At 35.9% G+C, this 23,590-nt stretch carries 17 protein-coding genes; 5 read left to right on the top strand and 12 right to left on the bottom strand.

Features of this window, described 5'->3' with window-relative positions; genetic code table 11:
* Positions 1-122 precede the first annotated feature (122 nt).
* Together NST98_RS03810 and NST98_RS03805 are read right to left on the bottom strand one after the other, a co-directional pair.
* Positions 123-416 carry a YxcD family protein gene (locus tag NST98_RS03810; RefSeq protein WP_340714479.1) on the bottom strand — a complete coding sequence of 98 codons (294 nt, stop codon included), beginning with the start codon at positions 414-416 and terminating at the stop codon, positions 123-125.
* A complete protein-coding gene (locus tag NST98_RS03805; protein ID WP_016838078.1) occupies positions 404-874 on the bottom strand; it encodes a hypothetical protein in 471 nt (156 codons plus the stop codon). The genes NST98_RS03810 and NST98_RS03805 overlap by 13 nt, the downstream gene beginning before the upstream one ends.
* Before the next feature lie 278 nt (positions 875-1,152).
* On the opposite strand from NST98_RS03805, the gene NST98_RS03800 reads away from it, so the two are divergent.
* Together NST98_RS03800 and ltrA are read left to right on the top strand one after the other, a co-directional pair.
* Complete coding sequence (locus tag NST98_RS03800; RefSeq protein WP_016838077.1) at positions 1,153-2,133, top strand: diaminopimelate dehydrogenase; 981 nt, start codon at positions 1,153-1,155, stop codon at positions 2,131-2,133.
* 616 nt (positions 2,134-2,749) lie between these two features.
* Positions 2,750-4,012 carry a group II intron reverse transcriptase/maturase gene (ltrA, locus tag NST98_RS03795; protein ID WP_340714478.1) on the top strand — a complete coding sequence of 421 codons (1,263 nt, stop codon included), beginning with the start codon at positions 2,750-2,752 and terminating at the stop codon, positions 4,010-4,012.
* Positions 4,013-4,503: 491 nt separating this feature from the next.
* Here ltrA and acnA read toward each other — a convergent pair whose 3' ends face one another.
* Together acnA and NST98_RS03785 are read right to left on the bottom strand one after the other, a co-directional pair.
* Positions 4,504-7,215 carry an aconitate hydratase AcnA gene (acnA, locus tag NST98_RS03790; RefSeq protein ID WP_339288486.1) on the bottom strand — a complete coding sequence of 904 codons (2,712 nt, stop codon included), beginning with the start codon at positions 7,213-7,215 and terminating at the stop codon, positions 4,504-4,506.
* 303 nt (positions 7,216-7,518) lie between these two features.
* Entirely contained in the window at positions 7,519-8,073 is a 555-nt protein-coding gene (locus NST98_RS03785) for a hypothetical protein (RefSeq protein WP_340714477.1), read from the bottom strand.
* 332 nt (positions 8,074-8,405) lie between these two features.
* Here NST98_RS03785 and NST98_RS03780 point away from each other — a divergent pair, with 332 nt between their 5' ends.
* Positions 8,406-10,322 (top strand): right-handed parallel beta-helix repeat-containing protein, encoded by a 1,917-nt coding sequence (locus NST98_RS03780; protein ID WP_016838074.1) that lies wholly within the window; start codon positions 8,406-8,408, stop codon positions 10,320-10,322.
* A 135-nt stretch (positions 10,323-10,457) separates the two neighbouring features.
* Positions 10,458-11,570, top strand: a complete 1,113-nt coding sequence (yfkAB, locus tag NST98_RS03775; RefSeq protein ID WP_340714476.1) for a radical SAM/CxCxxxxC motif protein YfkAB — start codon at positions 10,458-10,460, stop codon at positions 11,568-11,570.
* Between the two features lie 168 nt (positions 11,571-11,738).
* Here yfkAB and NST98_RS03770 read toward each other — a convergent pair whose 3' ends face one another.
* The gene (locus NST98_RS03770) at positions 11,739-13,580 is read right to left on the bottom strand and encodes a dynamin family protein (RefSeq protein WP_340714475.1); all 1,842 of its coding nucleotides are present in this window, start codon (positions 13,578-13,580) and stop codon (positions 11,739-11,741) included.
* A 268-nt stretch (positions 13,581-13,848) separates the two neighbouring features.
* Between NST98_RS03770 and NST98_RS03765 the strand changes: the two genes are divergently transcribed.
* Positions 13,849-14,868: a C39 family peptidase gene (locus NST98_RS03765; RefSeq protein WP_340714474.1), complete on the top strand. Its 1,020-nt coding sequence runs from the start codon at positions 13,849-13,851 to the stop codon at positions 14,866-14,868.
* A 335-nt stretch (positions 14,869-15,203) separates the two neighbouring features.
* Here the strand turns inward: NST98_RS03765 and leuD are convergent, their stop codons facing one another.
* The 7 genes from leuD to ilvB all read right to left on the bottom strand — a co-directional run bounded on the left by leuD (position 15,204) and on the right by ilvB (position 23,418).
* Positions 15,204-15,797, bottom strand: coding sequence for a 3-isopropylmalate dehydratase small subunit (gene leuD / locus NST98_RS03760; protein ID WP_340714473.1), 594 nt, complete (start codon positions 15,795-15,797; stop codon positions 15,204-15,206).
* 18 nt (positions 15,798-15,815) lie between these two features.
* The gene (gene leuC / locus NST98_RS03755; RefSeq protein ID WP_340703945.1) at positions 15,816-17,228 is read right to left on the bottom strand and encodes a 3-isopropylmalate dehydratase large subunit; all 1,413 of its coding nucleotides are present in this window, start codon (positions 17,226-17,228) and stop codon (positions 15,816-15,818) included.
* A 15-nt stretch (positions 17,229-17,243) separates the two neighbouring features.
* The gene (gene leuB / locus NST98_RS03750; RefSeq protein WP_016838068.1) at positions 17,244-18,341 is read right to left on the bottom strand and encodes a 3-isopropylmalate dehydrogenase; all 1,098 of its coding nucleotides are present in this window, start codon (positions 18,339-18,341) and stop codon (positions 17,244-17,246) included.
* A gap of 131 nt (positions 18,342-18,472) precedes the next feature.
* Complete coding sequence (locus NST98_RS03745) at positions 18,473-20,017, bottom strand: 2-isopropylmalate synthase (protein WP_016838067.1); 1,545 nt, start codon at positions 20,015-20,017, stop codon at positions 18,473-18,475.
* Positions 20,017-21,030: a ketol-acid reductoisomerase gene (gene ilvC / locus NST98_RS03740; RefSeq protein WP_016838066.1), complete on the bottom strand. Its 1,014-nt coding sequence runs from the start codon at positions 21,028-21,030 to the stop codon at positions 20,017-20,019. The genes NST98_RS03745 and ilvC overlap by 1 nt, the downstream gene beginning before the upstream one ends.
* Before the next feature lie 112 nt (positions 21,031-21,142).
* Positions 21,143-21,664 carry an acetolactate synthase small subunit gene (gene ilvN, locus NST98_RS03735; protein WP_016838065.1) on the bottom strand — a complete coding sequence of 174 codons (522 nt, stop codon included), beginning with the start codon at positions 21,662-21,664 and terminating at the stop codon, positions 21,143-21,145.
* Positions 21,661-23,418, bottom strand: coding sequence for a biosynthetic-type acetolactate synthase large subunit (gene ilvB / locus NST98_RS03730; RefSeq protein WP_016838064.1), 1,758 nt, complete (start codon positions 23,416-23,418; stop codon positions 21,661-21,663). Before ilvB ends, ilvN begins: the two co-directional genes overlap by 4 nt.
* Between the last annotated feature and the right edge of the window lie 172 nt (positions 23,419-23,590).

Below are 23,590 nucleotides of genomic sequence, written 5' to 3'. Positions count from 1 at the left end.
TTGTACTTTTGGACAGGCTTACTGCTTATAAGTCAATTTGCATTCCAATATATTTGGAGTAAAGGAAAAAGCGACTTATGAAAAGAAGGCGTCTTGAAAAATCTCTCGAGACGCCTTCTTCTTTACCAATCAATATTTGCAATAATTCCTTCTTCATCGTGAAGATCTAAAACAATTCGGGCTGCCATTGCATCTCGATGCAATTGTTCCTCAATGTAAAGTCGAATTGCTGTAATGAAATTAACAGTGTTATAAGGTTCCATTTCGCCGTTTACATACGCTTCAGCTGTAAAACCACTAGCATCATCATACATCAACTCTACTTCCACATCTTCTGGATTGACATGTTTAAATTTAGCGTGGAATAGACAAACGGCATCAATGATCTCTTGTTCAGATAACGTTATCTTCTCCAATTTTCCGTAACCTCTTTTTCACTTTTTCGTTTAATCATGAAATAAATTTTAATGATTAAATATGCAATCAATAAAATGGCACCGAGATTAATAACTAAGCCTAAGAGATTTCCTAGTAATCCCATGTCAGCAAATAGGCTTCCAAACAATAATCCAGCAAGTCCACCGATCATAAGACCTTTCATTAATCCACCGGAAGAAAAACCACCCTTTTTCGTGGAAGAAGCTGTATTATTGTCGTTTTTATTTGTTGTTGCTTTGTTAACGCTACCATTTGTACTAGCATCATCATTTGTCATGCGGTTTTTTGTTGCACCATTATTGCCGCTAAAACCTTTTTTGCCTGATTTGTAAGATTTGGCTTCAACAGTGATGTCCCCACCATCGTGAAATACAACTGTACCAACATTAGAGAAAACTAATGCAAATGCAAGTACAATGGCTGAAAGTTTTTTCATTTTAAATCCTCCTATTTACATCTATTGATGTCATACACTACCAGTATATCAAAATCATGATTGTGAACAAACTAAATACATATTTTAATTTTATAATTACATTTTAGTATACATAATAATATTATATAAACCTAATGATTATTTCTTAATAGTTTTATTACAATAATGATAAGATTATTATTCATGCAAAGAATTGTATAAAAATTTATTGTACAATGATGTTCAAAGAGGTAATATAAAAAATATATTTTTTGTTGTTTTAGGAGGTAGGAGAAGTTATGAGTAAAATTAGAATTGGGATTGTTGGTTACGGAAATTTAGGTCGGGGAGTAGAAGCGGCGATTCAACAAAATCCAGATATGGAATTAGTGGCGGTGTTTACGCGCCGAGATCCAAAAACAGTGGCTGTTAAATCAAATGTGAAAGTTCTTCATGTGGACGATGCACAATCTTATAAAGATGAAATCGATGTGATGATATTATGTGGTGGTTCTGCAACAGATTTGCCAGAACAGGGACCATATTTTGCTCAATATTTTAATACAATTGATAGTTTTGACACACACGCACGTATTCCTGATTATTTTGATGCTGTCAATGCTGCAGCTGAACAATCCGGAAAAGTTGCAATTATTTCAGTTGGTTGGGACCCAGGATTATTCTCTTTAAATCGCCTTCTCGGTGAAGTTGTATTACCTGTAGGAAATACATATACGTTCTGGGGAAAAGGTGTAAGCCAAGGGCATTCTGATGCAATCCGCCGAATTCAAGGTGTAAAAAATGCTGTACAATATACAATTCCTATTGATGAAGCGGTAAATCGTGTGCGCAGTGGTGAAAATCCTGAACTTTCAACACGTGAAAAACATGCTCGAGAATGTTTTGTCGTATTAGAAGAAGGAGCAGATCCTGCAAAAGTAGAGCATGAAATCAAAACAATGCCAAATTATTTTGATGAATATGATACAACTGTACACTTTATTTCTGAAGAAGAATTAAAGCAGAATCATAGCGGAATGCCTCATGGTGGATTTGTTATTCGAAGCGGTAAAAGCGACGAAGGTCATAAACAAATTATTGAATTTAGTTTGAATCTTGAAAGCAATCCGATGTTTACTTCTAGCGCTCTGGTAGCTTATGCACGTGCTGCATATCGATTAAGTCAAAATGGAGATAAAGGTGCTAAAACAGTGTTTGATATTCCATTTGGCTTACTATCTCCTAAATCTCCAGAAGATTTAAGAAAAGAACTATTATAATTCTACGATAACCAAATTTTTAATCTCTAATCATCCAACTACGATGAAGTAGTTGGATGATTTTTTGTGTGCGCCTGGCATGGATGTAATCTATAGGGTGCAAGTCCCGAGCCGTGAAGGCAGAAGTAACGGTTAGCTTAACGCAAGGGTGTCTGTGGTGACGCGGAATCTGAAGGAAGCGAGCGGCAAACTTCCGGTCTGAGGAACACGAACTTCATACAAGGCTAGGTATCATTGGATGAGTTTGCTCAACAAAACAAAGTCCTTTCTGCCGAAGGTGATACAGAGTAAATGAAGCAGATAGATGGAAGGAAAGATTACATTCTTACCCAGGGAGGTCTGATGGATACGTGAAGTACACTTCATAACCTACTTAGTGATAAGTAGCTGAACCGTCAGAAGTCAGCAGAGGTCATAGTATTAGTTGGTCTAGAACAACTGAGAAGGACCGAACAATTAAGAGAGAATAGCCCTTGGCATTCAGTGAGTCATGATGAACACAGAAAACGTAGTACCTCACTTGAGGGAGGAAGCGGTGAATCCCGTGGGGGACCTCTTGGAGGGTGGAGTGACCACTGGCATAAGAAGATAAGCTATTCACGGAAGGAGAATAACGATGCTTTTGAATCAAATCCTGTCACGGGAGAATATGCTTCAAGCACTAAAACGTGTAGAACAGAATAAAGGAAGCCACGGAGTAGATATGATGCCCGTACAAAATCTACGACAGCACATAGTTGAAAACTGGCTATCGATTAAAGAAGCAATTCTCAAGGGAACTTATGAACCGATGCCAGTCCGCAGAGTCGAAATCCCGAAACCTGATGGCGGTGTTCGTTTACTAGGAATCCCTACCGTAACAGACCGTTTGATTCAACAAGCAATCGCCCAAGTACTTTCAAAAGTGTATGACCCTACATTCTCTGAAAACAGCTACGGATTTCGACCAAACCGAAGTGCTCATGATGCGATGAGAAAAGCGAAAGAATATATAAGAGATGGATATCGATGGGTTGTAGATATGGACTTGGAGAAATTCTTTGATAAGGTCAACCATGACAGATTAATGGGTACACTCGCGAAGAGAATCCAAGATAAACCATTACTGAAATTGATTCGTAAGTATTTACAATCGGGCGTCATGATTAATGGTGTGGTGTCAAGCACATTAGAAGGAACTCCACAAGGAGGACCATTAAGTCCGCTACTATCTAACATTGTACTAGATGAACTAGATAAAGAATTGGAAAGAAGAGGACACAAATTCGTTCGATATGCGGATGACTGTAACATTTACGTGAAAAGTAAACGAGCAGGACTTCGCACAATGGCAAGTATCCAGCGATTTATTGAAGGAAAACTACGACTGAAAGTAAATGAAAAGAAATCAGCGGTCGACCGTCCATGGAAACGTAAGTTTCTAGGATTTAGCTTTACCTATCATAAAGAGCCAAAGGTTCGTATCGCAAAAGAAAGCCTTAAACGAATGAAGAATAAAGTTCGTGAAATCACATCACGCAAGATGCCCTACCCGATGGAATACCGCATTCAGAAACTGAATCAATATCTAATGGGATGGTGTGGATATTTTGCGTTAGCAGACACCAAATCTATATTCCCTGAATTAGATAAATGGATTCGTAGAAGACTTCGAATGTGTCTATGGAAGAACTGGAAGAAACCGAAAACAAAGATACGCAACCTTATTCAACTTGGCGTACCACAATGGCAAGCGTATGAATGGGGAAATACTCGGAAGAGTTATTGGCGTATTTCAAAAAGTCCAATATTACACAGAACCCTTGGTAACTCCTATTGGAGAAACCAAGGGCTGAAAAGTCTTGAAGCTCGTTATGAAAACTTGCGTCAATTATCTTAATTGAACCGCCGTATACGGAACCGTACGTACGGTGGTGTGAGAGGACGGGAGTTAATCGCTCCCTCCTACTCGATTGAAAAACCCCTCCCCTTCTCTTTTTAGACGTGATTTTCCTACTTATCTACTTCTATTTCTGAGTTAAGATATTAGTCAACCTTTGCTCCATAATAGTCACTCTACGAAAGATAATAGTCAAAACTGTGAACATAATTGCCAACTGTAAAAAAACAGTTTCAGAAATATTGGATAATAGTCAAAATCAATCTCATAATAGTCAAACTGCTATAAATAATAGTCAACATGATGAACTTAATAGCCAATTAATTGAAATTAAATGCTGAAAGTTAAGATATTAGTCAAAGTGAAGTAATTAATAGTCAAACGTTTCGCGATAATAGTCGAATTTAACAACATATTTGCCAAAGCATCTTTCTCCAACAGTCAATTAAAAAAGCAGGTTGAACAAGTCAACCTGCTTACTAAGCTAGAAATTATTTACCAGCCAATTTATTTCTTAATACCATCTGTAGGATACCGCCATGACGGTAGTAGTCTACTTCTACTTCTGAGTCGAAACGAGCTAAAGCTTGGAATTCTTTCACTGTTCCGTCTTCAGATTTAGCAGTTACTGTTAAAATTTGACGAGGTTTTACATCGTCAGTGATATTTACAGAGATCTCTTCTCTACCTGTTAAGCCAAGAGTATCTGCGTTTTCGCCAGGCATGAATTGAAGTGGTAATACACCCATCATTACTAGGTTAGAACGGTGGATACGTTCATAGCTTTGTGCGATAACTGTTTTAATACCTAATAAGTAAGTACCTTTTGCAGCCCAGTCACGGCTAGATCCCATACCGTAATCGTTGCCAGCAAGAACTACTAAGCCAGTACCTTGTTCTTGATATTTCATTGCTGCATCATAAATGTATTCAACTTCGCCTGTTGGCCAGTAAGTTGTGAATCCACCTTCTGTACCAGGTGCTACTTGGTTGCGGATACGAATGTTTGCAAATGTACCACGCATCATGACTTCATGGTTACCACGGCGTGAACCGTAAGAGTTGAAGTCACGAATTGCTACACCTTTTTCTTGTAAGTATTTACCTGCAGGTGTATCTTTACCAATTGCACCAGCTGGTGAAATGTGGTCAGTTGTAATAGAGTCACCAAACTTCGCAATTACGCGTAAGCCTTTAAGCTCTTGAATTGGAGCTGGTTCTTTAGATAAACCTTGGAAGAATGGTGGGTTTTGGATATAAGTTGAATTTTCATCAAATGTGTATAGAGACTCAGTTGATGTTTCAATTGCATTCCATTTTTCGTTTGCAGTGAATACTGTTTCGTATTCTTTCTTGAATAATTCAGGTGTAACGACTTTATTTAAGATGCCGTATACTTCTTCAGATGATGGCCAGATGTCGTTGAAGTAAACATCTTTACCATCTTTGTCTTTCGCAATTGGATCTTTTTGTAGGTCGATATCTACAGTACCAGCTAAAGCATAAGCAACAACAAGTGGTGGTGATGCTAAGTAGTTAGCTTTTACTAATGGATGAACACGACCTTCGAAGTTACGGTTACCAGAAAGAACAGATGTTACAAATAAGTCTTTTGATTTAATTGCTTCTTCGATTTCTGGAAGTAATGGACCAGAGTTACCGATACATGTTGTACATCCGTAACCTACAGTGTTGAATCCGATTTGGTCAAGGTAATCTTGTAAACCAGAATCTTTTAAGTAACCTGTTACAACTTTAGAACCAGGTGCTAAAGATGTTTTTACCCATCTTGGTGGTTTAATACCAAGTTCAACCGCTTTTTTCGCAACAAGACCTGCAGCGATTAATACGTAAGGGTTTGATGTATTTGTACAAGATGTGATGGCAGCAATTGCTACAGCACCTGTAGGCATTTCTAATTCTTCGCCATCTTCAAATTTAATTGTTGAAGTTTTAGCAAATTCATCTTCTGTTAAGCCGAAACCTTGTACGCCCATTGGAGCTACAACCGCTTCACGATAACGTTTTTTCATTTCAGAAAGCGGGATTAAGTCTTGTGGACGTTTTGGACCAGAAAGGTTTGGTTCGATTTCGTCTAATTTGATTTCTAATACGTCTGTGTAAACTGGATCGAAGTTTGGATCAAAGAACATATCATTTTCTTTTAAGTATTTTTCAACAACTTGAACGTGTTCTTCATCGCGTCCAGTTAAACGCATGTAGTTTAGTGATTCATTGTCAATTGCGAAGAAACCGCAAGTTGCACCATATTCTGGAGCCATGTTAGAAATTGTTGCACGGTCTGCAAGTGGCAATGTAGCTACACCTGGACCGAAGAACTCAACGAATTTACCAACTACACCGCGTTTACGTAATACTTGAGTTACTTTTAATGCTAAGTCCGTTGCAGTAGCACCGTTTGGAAGTTTACCAGTCAATTTAACACCGATAACTTCTGGGATTGTGAAGTAAGATGGTTGTCCAAGCATACCAGCTTCAGCTTCGATACCACCAACACCCCAACCAAGAACGCCAAGACCGTTGATCATTGTAGTGTGGGAGTCAGTACCAACTACTGAATCTGGGAATGCTTCGAATGTGCCGTCTTCATTTTCTTTAACGTGAATAACTGGTGCTAAATACTCTAAGTTTACTTGGTGTACGATACCAGTTGCAGGTGGTACAGCACGGAAGTTATCGAATGCAGTTTGAGCCCATTTTAAGAATTTGTAACGTTCAGCGTTGCGTTCAAATTCTAAATCCATGTTTGCTTGTAAAGCAGTTGGAGAACCGTATTTGTCAACTTGTACAGAGTGGTCAATTACAAGGTCAACAGGAATTTCTGGATTGATTTTTGATGGGTCTCCACCTAATTCTTTCATAGCAGAACGTAAAGAAGCTAAGTCTACTACTACTGGTACTCCAGTGAAGTCTTGTAGAACTACGCGAGAAGGTTTGAATGGTACTTCTCCTTCTGGATCTGCACCTTCTGCCCATTTTGCAAGATTATTTACGTGTTCTTCTTTGATTACATAGTCATCATATTGACGTAGAACAGATTCTAATAATACTTTGATTGAATAAGGTAGGCGTGAAACTTTTGCAATGCCTGCTTCTTCTAAAGCAGCTAAACGGTAATAATAATACGTTTTACCATTTAACTCAAAAGAAGCACGACTGTTGTGTAAGTTGCTCTTTGTCATATGTAATCCCCCTATATAAATTTTGAAAAGGCTTGCTAGTTCTTTTCTCCATGACCAATCATAACTCACTTATCTTCATAAGTAAATTACATTAAAATTATGTTTTGTCATTAGAGATTTTTATGACCCATTTGGGCAATTAAATTTTATTCCAAAAGATTCAAGAATTCAACGATGTGTATAAAAATGCTACATTCATGAATTCTATGAATATTTTGGATAATGCTAATTATAGTTTATACTTAACAATAAAAAAATTAAAGAGAGATTTTCTATTAATTATTCCCTATTTCTAGTCAGTTATTATATTGATAATTCACTTAAGATTTCATCTTTATCATTTTTGACTACTATATGAAAATGTTCGGAATCTTGGAGTTTTTCCAAATCAACATACCAAATGAAATAATCATTTACCTTATATAAATCAATTGTTTCTTTTGGTAATGTTGAAAGATTGAGCAATGTTGCTTTTTCACCATTTACGATCACTTCTACTTGTCCTTCTTTATTTATTAATCCATATAGAATTTTTCCATCAGAATGAGCGGAAGTGATTTCATTTTCATTTAAACGCTTTGGCAGCTTTGCGTATACACCGTTACCGCTTGACCATCCTTTCAAATTTTTCTTTACTACACCCGTACCAAAATAGTTTCCATTGGACAAAAAGAAATATCGATGTTCTTTTTCTGTTTTCGGCCCTTCAATCCACTCATACTCTGCATCTTTTGGCAATGCTTCTTGCGGCGTGTCAAACCCTTCACCTGAAAATTGAATTGTAATCTGTTGGAACAAAAAGGCCAGCATGATGATTAATGCTGCAAATAATACCGCCCTTGTAAACCTGCTTCTCATGTATTTTCTTCCCTTCTTTAATTTTCATTGCGTCCTTATTTGAGAAAACCTTTAATATAAAAATTTAACATTTCATAAAATGAAGCGTACTCACCATTATGACTTAAATTTCAATACTTCTCACCACAACCCCAAATGGCTTTTATACACTTATTCAAGGAAATGACCACTTTACTCCTCTGTCCTTACTGAAGAAGGAATTAAATCCTTATACCATTTTAACGAAGACCCCTTATAACGACATCATTTTTTTACTTAGTTTCATTAAAAAAGGATTAGAATTCCAATTTTTTAGTGAGAATAGTTATATGTAAGTTTTTAGGAGGGGTTAAATGGTAATTCGTTTGTTTTACAATTTGATGTTTTCAAAATATAAAACACTAAAAGGTGCATTAGCTAAAGCGAGTAACGGTGAAGCAGTACAGCTGTTACCTAAAAAATATAAAGAATCAATTCAATTTGAAAAAGATATGACACTCATTGGTGATGGGAATGGTCAAACCGTTATTGAAGGAATGTTTATCATTCCCAAGAACGTTCGTATTACGTTTAAAAAAATGAAAGTTTCACCGACTGCCCAATTATATGTTGAGGGTGAAGCGATTTTTGAACACTGCATCATCGAAGGAAATGTGGATGTACTCATTACAGTAAACGGAGGATATTTAAAAGGTGTTAATAGCAATTTTAGAAAAGCAAAAGAAGTAGGAATCGCACTCCTAAATAATAGTAATGGTGTATTTATCAACTGCAAGTTTCATCATAATGGAAAAATGCAGCTTTTTGCAAAAAACTCAAAAGCTTTTTTAGAATCATGTGAATGTTCAAATGCTTTGAAAGGATTTTGGATCACAGATCAATCTTTTATGCAAACAAAGAAATGCCATTTGCACCATCACGCAGAAAGACAAATTTCAGTGGAAAGATCAACATACATGGATTTTAATAGTTCAATTGAACGTGGTGAAGGATTTGGAATTGTAGTCGAAGAAGCTTCAGATGTTTTTTTACATTCAACCATTCTTTACTCCCATAATGCTACTCAACTCTTTGTTGACAATAGTGTATTGAATGGAAAGCAATGCACAATTCAACATGGAAATGAATGCGGTGTCATCTTGCAAAATAGTGATGGAACACTATCCCATTGTGAGATTTCAAATCATCATAATATCAATGTTCAAGCAAGAAAAAAATCTAAAATGCAAATTGAGCGTTGTGAAATTCATTCAGGACATGAAAATGGATTATTAATAAGTAAAGAATCTATAGTCAATTGTAATGAAACGGTTATTAAAGATCATTTATCCGCTCAAGTGGCAATCACCGAAAAGTCGTTTTGTTCTATGAAAGATTGTTTAATTGTAAATGGCCGACACGTTGGAATATATGTAGAAAAAAAATCGGAGTGTATGCTCCTCCAATGTCAAATTACGCAAAACAACAATTCCGCTATTAATGTTGATCGCGGAATCATGAGAGTATACCGCTGTGAAATTTCAGAAAATAACGGAAACGGAATATTGGCAGTGACAAATTCATTGGTGGAAGTAGACGGGTGCAACTTTTATTACAACCAAATGCCCCATATTGCATGTAAATCAAAGGTAAAAATTTATTTAAGCAATTCGGATTTTCAACGTGGTAAAAGTATATTTCTGTTACATCGTTGTGAGATTTACGCAATTCACACGAAGTTTCATAATAGTATGAATGTACAAATTGAAATAAATGATCATTCCACTGCAAAATTCGAACATTGCCAAATATATAATGGAAAATCCTATGGAGTAAAGGTTTTGAAAGATTCAAACTTCTTTTTCTATCATAGTCAAATCTTCCAACATGATTTAGCTCAAATTGTTGTCAATGATAGTTCCGTTATATTGAATAATTCTGAGATTTATCAAGGGAAACGAAATGCTTTATTTATTCAAAACCACAGTGAAGTGTATATTCAAGAAAGTTTTATTTCGAAACATTTACAAGCTCAAATTTGGATTGATTACGAATCCATATTAGAGCTCATGAGTGTGCAATTAACAGATGGAGCGCATTCAGATTTACATGCGCAAAATCAATCAAAAATCTATGTAGAAAATAGCATTATTCGCAATGACAAATATCGCTATAATGTGCAAGCATTAAACAATTCAAAAATTGAAATCGTCAAAACCATCGTTGAAAATAAATACGGTGATGTGTACTATAGCGAAAATAATAGTTCCATCAATAATTCCGATTATTGATGGAATTTTTTGTTGTAGTTTAGCTAAATGTTTACTGATATATTATGAAAAATGTTCTATTTGCTGCAATTTTAGTTTTCGAAACTAGCAAACTATGAGAAAATAGTTAGTTGGAAAGGAAGAGATTCGAAAGATATGACTACTTTAGAAAAAATTACTCCAAATTATGATCCGTGGGAAAGTTATTTAGATGTTATGCAATACGGAAAACTTGTATTGTCGAATATTGAGTTTACAACAACTTATTTATGCAATATGCGCTGTGCTCATTGTGCGGTTGGATACACTTTACAAACAAAAGATCCAGATGCACTACCTCTTGAATTACTGTTAAAACGATTGGACGAAATTCCAACATTAAGGTCTTTGAGTATAACTGGCGGAGAGCCAATGCTTAGCAAAAAATCAATTCAACATTATGTGAAACCAATTTTACAATATGCCCATGAACGAGGAATTCGTACGCAAATTAATTCGAATTTAACCCTTGATTTAGAAAGATATTTGGAAATTGCGCCTTATATTGATGTGCTCCATATTTCTCACAATTGGAGTACGATTGATGAATTCGTTGAAACGGGCTTTGCGATGATGGATAGAAAACCAACTTATGAACAGAGAGCGAAAATGTTTGAACGTATGATTGAAAATGCTCGCGCTTTAAGTGAACAAGGTGTCATGGTTTCGGCGGAAACGATGTTGAACAAAAAAACGGTTCCATACATTGAACAGATTCATCATCAAGTAGTTCATGAAATGAAGTGTAAAAGGCACGAAATACACCCAATGTACCCATCCGATTTCGCTTCGTCATTAACAAGTCTTTCATTGGATGAAACACGCGATGCCATTCACCATTTACTCGACATTCGAGATGAAAATACGTGGATGCTATTTGGTACACTTCCGTTTTATCATTGCAGTAAGAAAGAAGAAGATTTAGCATTGTTAAAACGATTAAAAGAAGCAAAAAATGTGACGTTGCGCAATGATCCGGATGGCCGTTCTCGTTTAAACGTCAATATCTTTACAGGAGACGTTATTGTCACTGATTTTGGTGACACTCCTCCTCTTGGAAATATTCAATCAGATTCATTAGTAGAAATCTTTGATAAGTGGTTGGATACACCTTTAGCAAAATCATTAAATTGCCATTGTCCAGCTGTGAAATGTTTAGGCCCTAATGTGCTTGTGAAAAACATGTATTATCCTAATGTAACATTTGAAAGTGGTTCAGCTAAGAAATAAAAATGGTGTCTAGAAAGTCGAAAGCTTTCTAGACACCATTTTACTTATGAACATAAATCTTTGCTTCTGCGGTAGTCGAAACAAGTTTCTAATACATCGCAAATAAATTCGACTAAAGTTGCGCCACAGTTACAAAGGGACCGTCTTTTTCAGCCGACAATTTTGTGATTAATGATCGAAATTCAAAATCTGTTGAAAATCGATTGCCATCGGAATTGGAGGAATTTCGGATACTATATCTGATTCTGTTAAGTTTAAAGGATAAAATGAATATTTTTCTTCAAAATCTACAGATATAGTGAGATTCTGTTCTATTGAGTCAATCGTAATATTAGATAATAATGCTTCGGTTGAAAAATCTACATTTGAAATATGATCGATTGTTGATAAAACATGATGAAGTTCTTCTTGTGAATATGGCAAAGATTCATTTTCTAATAATGGTTTCATTTCTTGCTGAAGAAATTCTTGTATTTCACGTATACATTGAAACTCATTTAATTTATTTACATATTTTTCTATATTCCTCTGCTGTTTTTTTCTGTTGCTATTTAATAAATAAGCTTTATTCATTATTTTTTCAAGTTGTTGTTGAGTTAAATCATTAATATGATCTTGGGTATTATATAAATCGTTAAGTAAATCAAGTTCAAGTCTTTTAATAGAATTATATGCATCTTTACACTTACACTGTAATTGATTCAGATGTTCTGCCTTCTTTAATAATAAATTGATTTCATTAGAATTGTCTTGAATTAATGGTTTTACAAACTTTTTACGTAAAAGCTTCTTTTCTTGTTTTTCAAAATATTGATATTCCAGCATATATTCACTATGAAGTTTTCGATATTCTCGCACTTTTTCATGATACTTTATTGCAAGTGTAACAAATAGATCAACTCTGTCGTCTTTTAAATATTTTTCAAATTCAAGAACTTGTAGTAACTGGTATAGCGTTTGAATATTTTTAAATATTTGGCTAATATGAGCATATTCTTTTTCATATTCAGATAAGATTTTTAAATCTCTTTCATAGCTTGAACGTTCTATCGTATTATTGAATGCTGCTAGATTTTTCATATAATTTGCAGCGGACAAATAAGGTTCGCGTTCCGGTATTAACTTTACTTCCCTTTCGAATAATTCAATCCACTGTTTAAATCGAAAGGCAATGTTTTTAGCCCTTTTTATGTTTTGCTTCGATAAATGGTTTATTTTAGTATGCAAGACGTTAATATGGCTATCAATATAAAGCTGCATATTATGGGATTTTTTTGCCTCCATCGCTTGTTGGATGGAAACACCAATAAATTCTTCGACGAAATCACCGTAGCGTTTTTTTTCAGATGCGATAAAATCTTCTATAATTTTGTCTTCATATTTGCTAGTGTTCAAAATAAAAAATGGCTTTTTCCCCATTTGATGAATCTTCTTTAATTGATCTAATTCTTCTTGTAATAACACTGTGTCATAATTCAATACCCAAAACACATCGTCTGCTCGCTGTATAAGCGTTTCAGATATATATAAATCCCCTTTTTGCCCTGCTTCCAACGGTGCCGAATCAATAAATATGACGTTCTTTAGTATTTCACAGTCAATATAAATCTCTATATAACTCAAATATTTTCGGAGAATATCCCCAACAAGTGTATTTGTATCAATGAATAGATGTAAATGTTTCATATCGAAATGAACAATTGTTCCATCTACAAATATTGCCTTTATTCTTTCTTTTTTTCCGTACCGAATCAAAGTATTTACATGCGTTCTGTTTCCTTCAGGCAGTATATTTCTACCAATGAGTGCATTGATTAGTGAAGTTTTTCCTGCTTTTTCCTTACCAATAAATAATACGATATATGGAGATTCAGCATCTTCAATCAGTTGTTTTAATTTATTGGAAGTATATTTTATATACGCATTTTTTTCTACTTTTGAAGAAAGTGTTTTTAATTTCTCAGTGAATCCGTTATTGGATTTTGTTAAAAAACTATTTTTTCCAATCATCGAATCAATCCTTTATCCTTTTATATAGTATAATTATATATGGTTTCTTTTATTGGAAATTGTATCTAAAGTGAAAATAAGAAAAGATGCTCACGGTTTTTTTACAAATTAGTCATTTGAACTTATTCGTTTTTTGGAAAAACAGAAATGTTAGTATTTTTTTTTTGATAAATGTAAAAATAATATAAAGTTTTGTAGGAAAATACGCTTAGGAATTAATAGTAAAAAAGCGATAACGTTTTTTGAGAATTACATTAGAGGTGGCATCATGAAGATAAGAAATCAATCAGCAATTTTATTCGGTATGTCCATCGCATTACTAACTGGTTGTGGAAGTATGATTGAGAGTGAAGAATTAAAGTTATCGAGCAATCAACAATATAGCCCAATGCAGCTTTCTATGGAATCACAAGAAGTGTTGACGGTTCAAACGGTGGAATTTTCTAGCAAAGAAAGCGTGGCCAAATTAGGGGTTGCATTATTTGATTTTGAAACAAAGCAAGAGATTGAGCGAGGAATTGTTGACCAAAACGGAATGGTTCATTTTGAGCAAGTATTTCCCGAAGTACTTTATGATATTGTTATTTATCGCATTACGGATCATGGAGAATGGATGGAGCAATCTCGAGAAAGTATTGTATTTAATCCTTCAAAACCAATTATACAAATTGAAACGTTCAATGTTTCACCTAAAGACAGTTTAAAGGTGCCAGTGGTACTGCAAAATCCTGAATTACCAAACGGTTGTGAAATTACATCATTGACTGCCATTTTAAATTACTATGGCATCAAAATGGATAAGCTTCAAATGAATGAATATTTACCTAAATCAAAAGTATATACAAAAAATGGCGTCACATATGGGCCAGATCCAAATAAAGCTTATGCTGGGGATCCGAAAGAAAAAGATGGCGGTTATTATGTATATGCTCCACCATTGGTAGATGTTGCAAATAAAGTATTAGCAGAAAACAATTTGGAATTCCGAGCATTAGATATAACGAATGCCACGAAACAAGAACTAATTGACTATGTTAAATCTGGTGTTCCTGTATTAACATGGGTAACAATCGATTGGAAAGAACCACGCAAATTTAGTCATTGGGTAATTGAAGGAACAAATCAAAAGCATGGGGTTTATAAGAATTTACATGCAGTAGTGTTGACTGGTTATCAAAATGGAAAAGTGACGATTATGAATCCATTAACAGGTATCGAGAAAATTGATGAAAAAACATTTTTCCGTACTTATAAACAGTTAGGTTCCCATGCATTGGTAATATTGTAGCGATTGTAGCACTTTCATGAATTTTCTCATTTGAGACAAAAATTCACAAGATGAAGTTTTATGCGGTCTCTTTTTTGGAGCCGCATCATTTTTTTAAATTACACCAATAGTGAAGTTTTTTGGATGCCAACAAAACTTTCCACTTCCTTATTAATCAATATAATTAATTAGAAAAATTTTCGAGATAAAACTCCTGCATTAAAGACTGATGACAATATATAAACGGTTTAAACGAGAATATATAGTGTATTTATTAGAGCTTTTTAAGAACAATTCTCAACCGTATTTTATTACATTAAAAAGAGCGTCCGAAATGACGCCCTTTTTTAATAAATTTATTTAAATACAATTCGTTTTTCTTCATATTCTTTAATTTTATCTTCATATTTAAATGTTAAAGCAATTTCATCCCAACCATTTAACAACATTTCTTTGTAGTATGGGTCGATGTTAAAGTGGTAAACGGATCCATCTTCCCCTGTGACAGTTTGTTCAGATAGATTTACTTCCACTATATAAGGTTTTTGGAGTCCTTTCGCCAATATTTCGTCCACTTCTTCTTCTTTTAATTTAACAGGCAAAATTCCATTTTTGAAGCAGTTGTTATGGAAAATATCTGCAAAGCTTGGAGCGATAATCACTCTAAATCCGTAATCCAATATCGCCCATGGTGCGTGTTCCCGGGACGAGCCACAACCAAAGTTATCTTGTGCTACTAGAATTTTTGCTTCTTTATATTCGGGTTTATTTAATACGAAGTCTGAAATTTCATTTCCATTTTCATCGTAACGCCAATGGTAAAACAAATATTTACCAAATCCAGTACGTTCAATACGTTTTAAAAATTCCTTTGAAATGATTTGATCTGTATCGACATTTTTTCGATCCAATGGTGCTATGACACTTTTGATGATATTAATTGGCTCCATTTTTAACCCGCCTTTCAATTATGCTTCTTGTTTTTGTTTCAAATATTCTCGGACATCGACGAAACGACCTTCGATTGCAGCAGCTGCTGCCATTGCTGGACTGACTAAGTGCGTACGTGCACCAGCTCCTTGACGCCCTTCAAAGTTTCGGTTGGAAGTGGAAGCACAACGTTCTCCTGATGGAATGATGTCTTCGTTCATGCCAAGACAAGCGGAACATCCGGAATTGCGCCATTCAAAACCAGCTTCAATAAAGATTTTATCTAAGCCTTCTTCTTCAGCAGCTTTTTTCACTGAGTGAGAACCTGGAACAACGATTGCTCGAACGCCCGGTGCCACTTTCTTCCCTTTTACAATGCTTGCTGCTGTGCGCAAATCTGATAAACGGGAATTTGTACAAGAACCGATAAAGACGTGCTGAATTTCAATGGATGTAATTGGTTGCCCTTCTTCTAATCCCATATATTCTAGCGCTTTTCTTAAAGCTTGCTTATCTGTTTCGGATTCGTAATCATCTGCAGTCGGTACATTTTTTGTTACACCTGTCCCCATCGATGGATTTGTACCCCAAGTTACAACCGGTTCGATTTCACTTGCATCAATTTCAAGAACTTTGTCATAGGTGCATCCTGGGTCAGATGCTAAACTTAGCCAGTATTCAGCTGCTTTTTCAAATTCTTCTTTCGGTGCAAAACGACGACCACGTAAATATTCAATTGTTTTTTCGTCAGGTGAGATTAATCCTGCTTTTGCTCCAGCTTCGATGGACATATTACAGATTGTCATGCGCTCTTCCATCGAAAGATTACGGATGGCTTCCCCTGTAAATTCAATAATATGACCTGTGCCTAAGCCAACTCCCCATTTTGCAATAATGGCTAATATGATATCTTTTGCAGTGACACCAAAACCTAGTTTCCCATTTACGCGAATTTCCAATGTTTTAGGTTTATTTTGCCATAATGTTTGAGTTGAAAGAACGTGTTCTACTTCTGAAGTACCGATACCAAATGCTAATGCGCCAAACGCACCATGTGTGGAAGTATGGGAGTCGCCGCAAACGATTGTTTTCCCTGGTTGTGTCAAACCTAGTTCAGGTCCGATTACATGAACAATTCCTTGATCTGGATGGCCGATATCAGCGAGTTGAATTCCAAATTCTTCACAGTTTTTTGCTAATGTGTTAATTTGTTTTTTCGCAATTGGGTCATTGATTGTATAAATATCTTTCGTAGGGACATTGTGATCCATCGTTGCAAAACATAAATCTGGACGACGAACTTTTCGACCAGCAAGTCTTAATCCTTCAAAGGCTTGTGGAGAAGTTACTTCATGTATTAAGTGAAGATCGATATATAATAAATCTGGTTTCCCTTCTTCTCGATGTACAACATGTGATTCCCAAACTTTTTCAATAATATTTTTCGCCATCTTAACCACCAACCTTTAAATATATGATTCCATGATGCTATCAGCTACAAAACTTGTATCGATTTCAGCGATGACTTTGTCAGTCCATTCATCAGTTGTTAAAGCATGTTCTTTATCCTTCGCTAAATCCATTGTGAAGTAACCATCTTCGAATACAGCATTTACTGCACGTTCAATCTCTGCAGCTTCTTCTTTTAAACCAAAGGAATATTGAAGCATCATTGCCACTGAAAGAATCGCTGCTGCTGGATTTGCAATACCTAAACCTGCGATTTCAGGAGCGGATCCGTGAACCGGCTCGTATAGACCAAAAGAATCTCCCCGGATGGATGCAGATGGTAGCACCCCTAATGATCCGGTAATAACAGATGCCTCATCGCTTAAAATATCTCCAAACATATTATCCGTAACAACGACATCATAATGGCTTGGATTTGTGATAAGCTTCATGGCAACGGAGTCTACTAAGTTATGTTCCACTTCAACTTCTGGATATTGATGCTTTTTCTCCTCAACCACTTCACGCCATAAACGTGATGTTTCAAGAACATTTGCTTTATCTACCGAGCAAAGTTTACCTCGTCTTAATTTTGCAAGTTCAAATGCATTATCTACAATTCGTTCAATTTCTTTACGAGTATATATACTTAAGTCACTTGCTTCTGATTCTGTACGTTTCTTTTCTCCGAAGTATATTCCCCCAGTTAATTCACGGACAATCAATAAATCAACATTATCTGCAACTTCTCTTTTCAAAGGAGATGAATCAAGTAAACTTGGAAAAGCTTTTACAGGTCGCAAATTTGCAAATAAGTCAAAGGTTTTGCGAATTTGCAATAATCCTTTTTCTGGTCTTAATTCAGGAGGATTGTTATCCCATTTCGGACCACCTACAGCACCAAGTAAAATAGCATCGCTTTGTTTACAAAGTTCAATCGTATCTTCTGGAAGTGGAGTGTTAAATTGATCAATCGCAGATCCTCCGATTGATGCATAAGCTAATTGAAAGTCATGTTTATATCTTTTCCCGATAGCTTGAAGTACCCGAACAGCTGCTGCAACGACTTCAGGACCAATACCATCACCAGGAAGAACCGTAATTTTCTTTTCCATGTTATAAAACACCTTTCTATAAAGAGATTTAAAGAGTAAAGGAAAACCCAATGTTTAACAAACGCCATCAAATTTTTGGTTATTTGATGGCGTACGAAATGTATGTTAATACATTACTAGATTTAATAATTTTATATTTGAGCTACATGTTTCTTTACGAAGTTTTCGTGAATGATATGTCTGTTAATTGCGTCAATAAATGCATTAGCAGTTGCTTCAAGAACGTCTTGAGCTGAGTCGCGACCTGTTGTAGTGACGTCATTATAACGAATTTTAACAACGGCATCTGCTAAAGCATCTCGTCCTTTGCTAACAGATTTTACTTGGAAATCCAATACATTTACTTTTGTATCAACTAATTGTTCAAGCGTATTAAATATCGCTTCAACTGATCCGGCTCCTGTTGCTGCAAGTGTCTTAGTTTCCCCTTCAGGAGTAGTGACAGAAGCAGTTGCCGTTGGAATATTATCTGTACCATAAGATACTTGAACGCTATTTAATTCAAATTTTGCGATATTTTCAATTGAAACGGATTGTTCAGTTAGCAATGTAATTAAATCTTCTTCCGTAATCTCTTTTTTGCGATCTGCAAGCTTTTTGAATTCTTCAAAAGCTTTATTTAATTTTTCATCCGATAATTCGAAGCCCATTTTTTCAGCTCGATCACGGAATGCAGCGCGACCAGAGTGTTTACCGAGAACAAGTGGAACTTCTCCTTCTCCAACTAATTCAGGAGATATAATTTCATACGTTTCTTTATGTTTTAACACGCCATCTTGATGAATTCCAGATTCATGGGCAAAGGCATTTTTACCAACAACCGCTTTATTTGGAGGCACTAAGAATCCTGTTAAACGACTAACTAATTGAGATGTTCTTTTTATTTCTTTTAAATTGATGCCCGTTTCAGCTTGATAATAATCATTTCGAATATGAAGGGCTACCGCAATTTCTTCTAAAGAAGCATTTCCTGCACGTTCACCAATTCCGTTAATAGTACATTCGATTTGATCTGCACCATTTTGCATTGCTGCTAATGAATTGGCAACAGCCATTCCTAAGTCATCATGACAATGGGCTGAGAATTTTACTCTCTCTGAACCTCGTACATTTTCTTTTAAATATCTGAATAATTCACCATATTCTTGAGGTGTAGCATAGCCAACTGTATCGGGAATGTTAATTGTTGTGGCGCCAGCTTCAATAACTTTTTCGATAATGCGAACTAAAAATTCACGATCAGAGCGAAAACCATCTTCTGCTGACCATTCTACAAGTGGGAAGAATTTTTTCGCATATTTTACTGCCTCTACCGCCTGTTCCACGACTTGATCAGGTGTTTTTTTCAATTTGTATTCCATATGGATTGGACTTGTTGCTAAGAATACGTGTACATGTGGCTGTTCAGCAACTTTCAATGCTTCCCAAGCACGATCGATATCATGTTGTACACAGCGAGCTAAACCTGTGACGATTGAGTTTTTTACAGTGCTTGCGATTTTGTTCACTGCATCAAAGTCACCGGGGCTAGAAGCAGGAAAACCTGCTTCTATAATCGTTACCCCAAGGCGTTCTAATTGTTTTGCAATTTCAATTTTTTCTGCGGTATTTAAGTTAATGCCAGGTGATTGTTCACCATCGCGTAAAGTTGTATCAAAAATATCAATCTTTCTCACTATTTAATCACTACCTTTCGATTTCCAGCGTTAATGAAAGGCATCATTTGACGCAACTCAGCGCCCACTTTTTCAATTTGATGCTCTTTCTCTTTTTGTTTGTATTCGTTGTATTGTGGACGACCATTTGCATTTTCTTCTAACCATTCTTTTGCAAATTTACCACTTTGAATATCTTCAAGTATTTTTTTCATGTTAGCTTTTACATCTTCGGTAATTACCCGTGGACCTGATACATAGTCACCCCATTCAGCTGTATCTGAAATTGAGTAACGCATGTTAGAGAATCCACCTTCGTAAATCAAGTCAACGATTAGTTTCATTTCATGTAAACATTCGAAATATGCACTTTCTGGTTGGTATCCAGCTTCAACTAATGTCTCAAAACCAGCTTTAATTAAGTGAGTTACCCCACCGCAAAGTACTGCTTGCTCACCGAATAAGTCAGTTTCCGTTTCTTCTTTGAACGTTGTTTCAAGAACGCCTGCACGAGCAGAACCAATTCCTTTTGCCCAAGCAAGAGCAAGGTTTTTCGCATTGCCAGTAGCATCTTGATATACACCAATTAATGCTGGTACACCCGCACCTTCAGTGTAAGTACGGCGAACTAAGTGACCAGGTCCTTTTGGTGCCACTAAGAATACGTCCACATCAGCTGGAGGTACGATTTGTTGGTAGTGAATATTAAATCCATGAGCAAATACTAGTGCATTTCCTGGCTCTAAGTTTGGAGCAATTTCTGCTTCATACACTGCTTTTTGAACTTCATCTGGAAGCAAAATCATGATGACATCCGCTTCTTTTGAAGCCTCAGCAACAGTTTTTACTGCTAAGCCATCTTCTTTTGCTTGTTCTGCAGATTTACCTGGGCGAATACCTACGCGTACATCAAAACCAGATTCTTTTAAGTTTTGAGCGTGTGCATGCCCTTGAGAACCGTATCCGATTACTGCGATTTTTTTCTCTCTTAATACTGTTTCATCGATTTCGTTATGATAGTACATTTTTGTCATTTTAATTTCCCCCTAATAATTGTTAATTTTCAAATGATTTATATTATTTCAATGTCAAAGATAGTTCTGAAAACTAACTTTGCATTGTGACGTTAAGACCACTTTATTCGCTTTATTTTAAAAGTGAAAGGGTTGGTTGATCATAGAAGTTTTGTTGTACTTCTCGTACTGTAGCAGTAACACCTGTTCGAGTTAATTCTTTGATGCCATATGGTCGAACAAGTTCGATAAAAGCATCGATTTTATCCGGATGTCCAATCACTTGATATGTGACTACATTTTTAGAGGTATCCACAATTTGAGGTCGAAATGGCTCAACAATTGCATTCATTTCCAGCCTTAAATTCGGCGGTGAAACAACTTTTACAAGTGCCAGTTCGCGTAGAACAATCGCTTTGTCAGTAATGTCATTCACCTTTAAAACATCGATTTGTTTAGATAATTGTTTAATGAGCTGTTCCAGTTTGACATCATCTTCAATATTAACTACTAGCGTCATTTTTGAGATATTTGGCTGTTCTGTATGACCAACTGTAATGGATTCAATATTGAATTGTCTTTTCATTAACAATCCTGTTACGCGGTTCAGTACGCCGCTTTGATTGATAACATTTACAGTAATTACTCGTTTCAAATTCTTTTCACCCCTACCATTTCATGAAGCGCCTTACCCGATGGCACCATTGGATATACATTTTCTAATTGTTTTACTCGGCAATCAACAACCACCGGTTCATCGGAATTAATCGCTTCAGTTAAGATTTTTTCTGCTTCATCCATATTTCTAATGCAATATCCTTTTAGTCCATAGGCTTCAGCTAGTTTAACAAAGTCTGGTTGAACTGGCATTAAACTTTGTGAGTAGCGGCTTTCATAGAATAATTCTTGCCATTGACGTACCATGCCGAGCGCTGCATTGTTTATGATAATTACCTTTACTGGTAGGTTGAATTCTTTTAATAATGCAAGTTCTTGGGCTGTCATTTGGAAACCGGCATCTCCGACGATGGAGATTACTTTTTTATCCGGCTTGGCAAATTGAGCTCCAATAGCAGCTGGGAAACCGAATCCCATCGTTCCTAAGCCGCCAGATGTCACCCATTGATGGCTATGATTTTGAAGATAGTATTGAGCAGTCCACATTTGGTGTTGCCCTACATCTGTCGTAACAATAGCATCACCATTTGTAATGGTATGAATCATCTCGATTACTTGCTGTGGTAACATTTCTTTTTCATCTTCCACATACCAATATGGATACTCTGTTCTCATATTGTTTAAATAGTCAATCCAACCTGCCGTATCTGGCGCTTTAAAATCATTTTTCAATAAAGATTTCAATGCTTCTTTTGCATCAGCAACAATTGGAATGTCTGTACGAATGTTTTTGCCAATTTCAGCTGGATCGATATCGATATGAATGATTTTTGCTTTCGGAGCAAATCGTGATGTATCACCTGTTAATCGATCATCAAATCGAGAACCGATATTAATAATTAAATCTGACTCCGTGATAGCATTGTTAGCTACGACTGCACCGTGCATTCCACCCATGCCATAATTTAGCTCATGATTGCCCGGAATACTTCCTAATCCAAGTAGCGTAGTAACAACTGGAAGTTTGTATTTTTCGACAAATTCTACGAGTTCTTCACTAGCGTTCGCAAATAGTACCCCTGCTCCAACAAGAACAACTGGTTTTTTTGCTTCACTGATTGCTTGAATAGCTTTCTGAATTTGCAAATAATTCGGTTTATAAGTTGGCTGATAACCTGGCAAATAAACTTCATCTGGCACATTCGCTTTTGATTCATCAAAAATTGCGTTTGAAATATTTTTTGGCAAGTCGATGAGCACTGGTCCTTTTCTACCTGTGTTTGCAATATGAAAAGCTTCTTTTACAATTCGTGGAATGTCGTTAACATCTTGGACTTGATAATTATGTTTTGTAATTGGTGTTGTAACTCCGATAATATCCGCTTCTTGGAATGCATCAGAACCAATTACATTTGTTGCCACTTGCCCTGTAAAAATGACTAATGGAATGGAATCAATCATCGCATCGGTGATTCCTGTTACTAAATTCGTTGCACCTGGACCGCTTGTTGCGATGACAACCCCTGGTTTATTTAAAACACGCGCATATCCTTCTGCTGCGTGGATTGCTCCTTGTTCATGACGAGTTAAAATATGTCGTATCGGATTTTTATACATTGCATCATATAAATGTAAAACTGCACCACCTGGATAGCCAAAGACGATATCAACACCTTGCTCTTGCAATGCTTGAATTAAAATTTCTGCACCATTTTTAGGTTTGTTTTCAATTTTTTGCATTTCTGCTGGTGTGGCATCAATTTTTGCGTTTGTTGACGCATTCGCAGTCATTGTTTATACATCCTCCTTCTAAATCTCTAAAATAAAAAAGCCTTTTTCTCCAACGCAAAAGAAGACCTTTTGCGAAGGGATGAAAAAGACTTTTCATGGTACCACCCTTTTTCGTAGCGAAATCGCTACCTCTGCGAATAGCTGTAACATCCCATCTCATTGAAGAAATAAA

This window comes from Ureibacillus sp. FSL W8-0352 (assembly GCF_038004345.1).
Lineage (GTDB): Bacteria > Bacillota > Bacilli > Bacillales_A > Planococcaceae > Ureibacillus > Ureibacillus thermosphaericus.
Note: the sequence above shows the minus strand (reverse complement) of the source record. Positions and strands in the feature narration are given on the sequence as shown.

Excerpts from the sequence above, each read along its gene's own strand:
- NST98_RS03805 (WP_016838078.1), bottom strand. The coding sequence starts at position 874 with ATGAAAAAACTTTCAGCCATTGTACTTGCATTTGCATTAGTTTTCTCT.
- NST98_RS03800 (WP_016838077.1), top strand. The coding sequence starts at position 1,153 with ATGAGTAAAATTAGAATTGGGATTGTTGGTTACGGAAATTTAGGTCGG.
- ltrA (WP_340714478.1), top strand. The coding sequence starts at position 2,750 with ATGCTTTTGAATCAAATCCTGTCACGGGAGAATATGCTTCAAGCACTA.
- acnA (WP_339288486.1), bottom strand. The coding sequence starts at position 7,215 with ATGACAAAGAGCAACTTACACAACAGTCGTGCTTCTTTTGAGTTAAAT.
- NST98_RS03785 (WP_340714477.1), bottom strand. The coding sequence starts at position 8,073 with ATGAGAAGCAGGTTTACAAGGGCGGTATTATTTGCAGCATTAATCATC.
- NST98_RS03780 (WP_016838074.1), top strand. The coding sequence starts at position 8,406 with ATGGTAATTCGTTTGTTTTACAATTTGATGTTTTCAAAATATAAAACA.
- yfkAB (WP_340714476.1), top strand. The coding sequence starts at position 10,458 with ATGACTACTTTAGAAAAAATTACTCCAAATTATGATCCGTGGGAAAGT.
- NST98_RS03770 (WP_340714475.1), bottom strand. The coding sequence starts at position 13,580 with ATGATTGGAAAAAATAGTTTTTTAACAAAATCCAATAACGGATTCACT.
- NST98_RS03765 (WP_340714474.1), top strand. The coding sequence starts at position 13,849 with ATGAAGATAAGAAATCAATCAGCAATTTTATTCGGTATGTCCATCGCA.
- leuD (WP_340714473.1), bottom strand. The coding sequence starts at position 15,797 with ATGGAGCCAATTAATATCATCAAAAGTGTCATAGCACCATTGGATCGA.
- leuC (WP_340703945.1), bottom strand. The coding sequence starts at position 17,228 with ATGGCGAAAAATATTATTGAAAAAGTTTGGGAATCACATGTTGTACAT.
- leuB (WP_016838068.1), bottom strand. The coding sequence starts at position 18,341 with ATGGAAAAGAAAATTACGGTTCTTCCTGGTGATGGTATTGGTCCTGAA.
- ilvC (WP_016838066.1), bottom strand. The coding sequence starts at position 21,030 with ATGACAAAAATGTACTATCATAACGAAATCGATGAAACAGTATTAAGA.
- ilvB (WP_016838064.1), bottom strand. The coding sequence starts at position 23,418 with ATGACTGCGAATGCGTCAACAAACGCAAAAATTGATGCCACACCAGCA.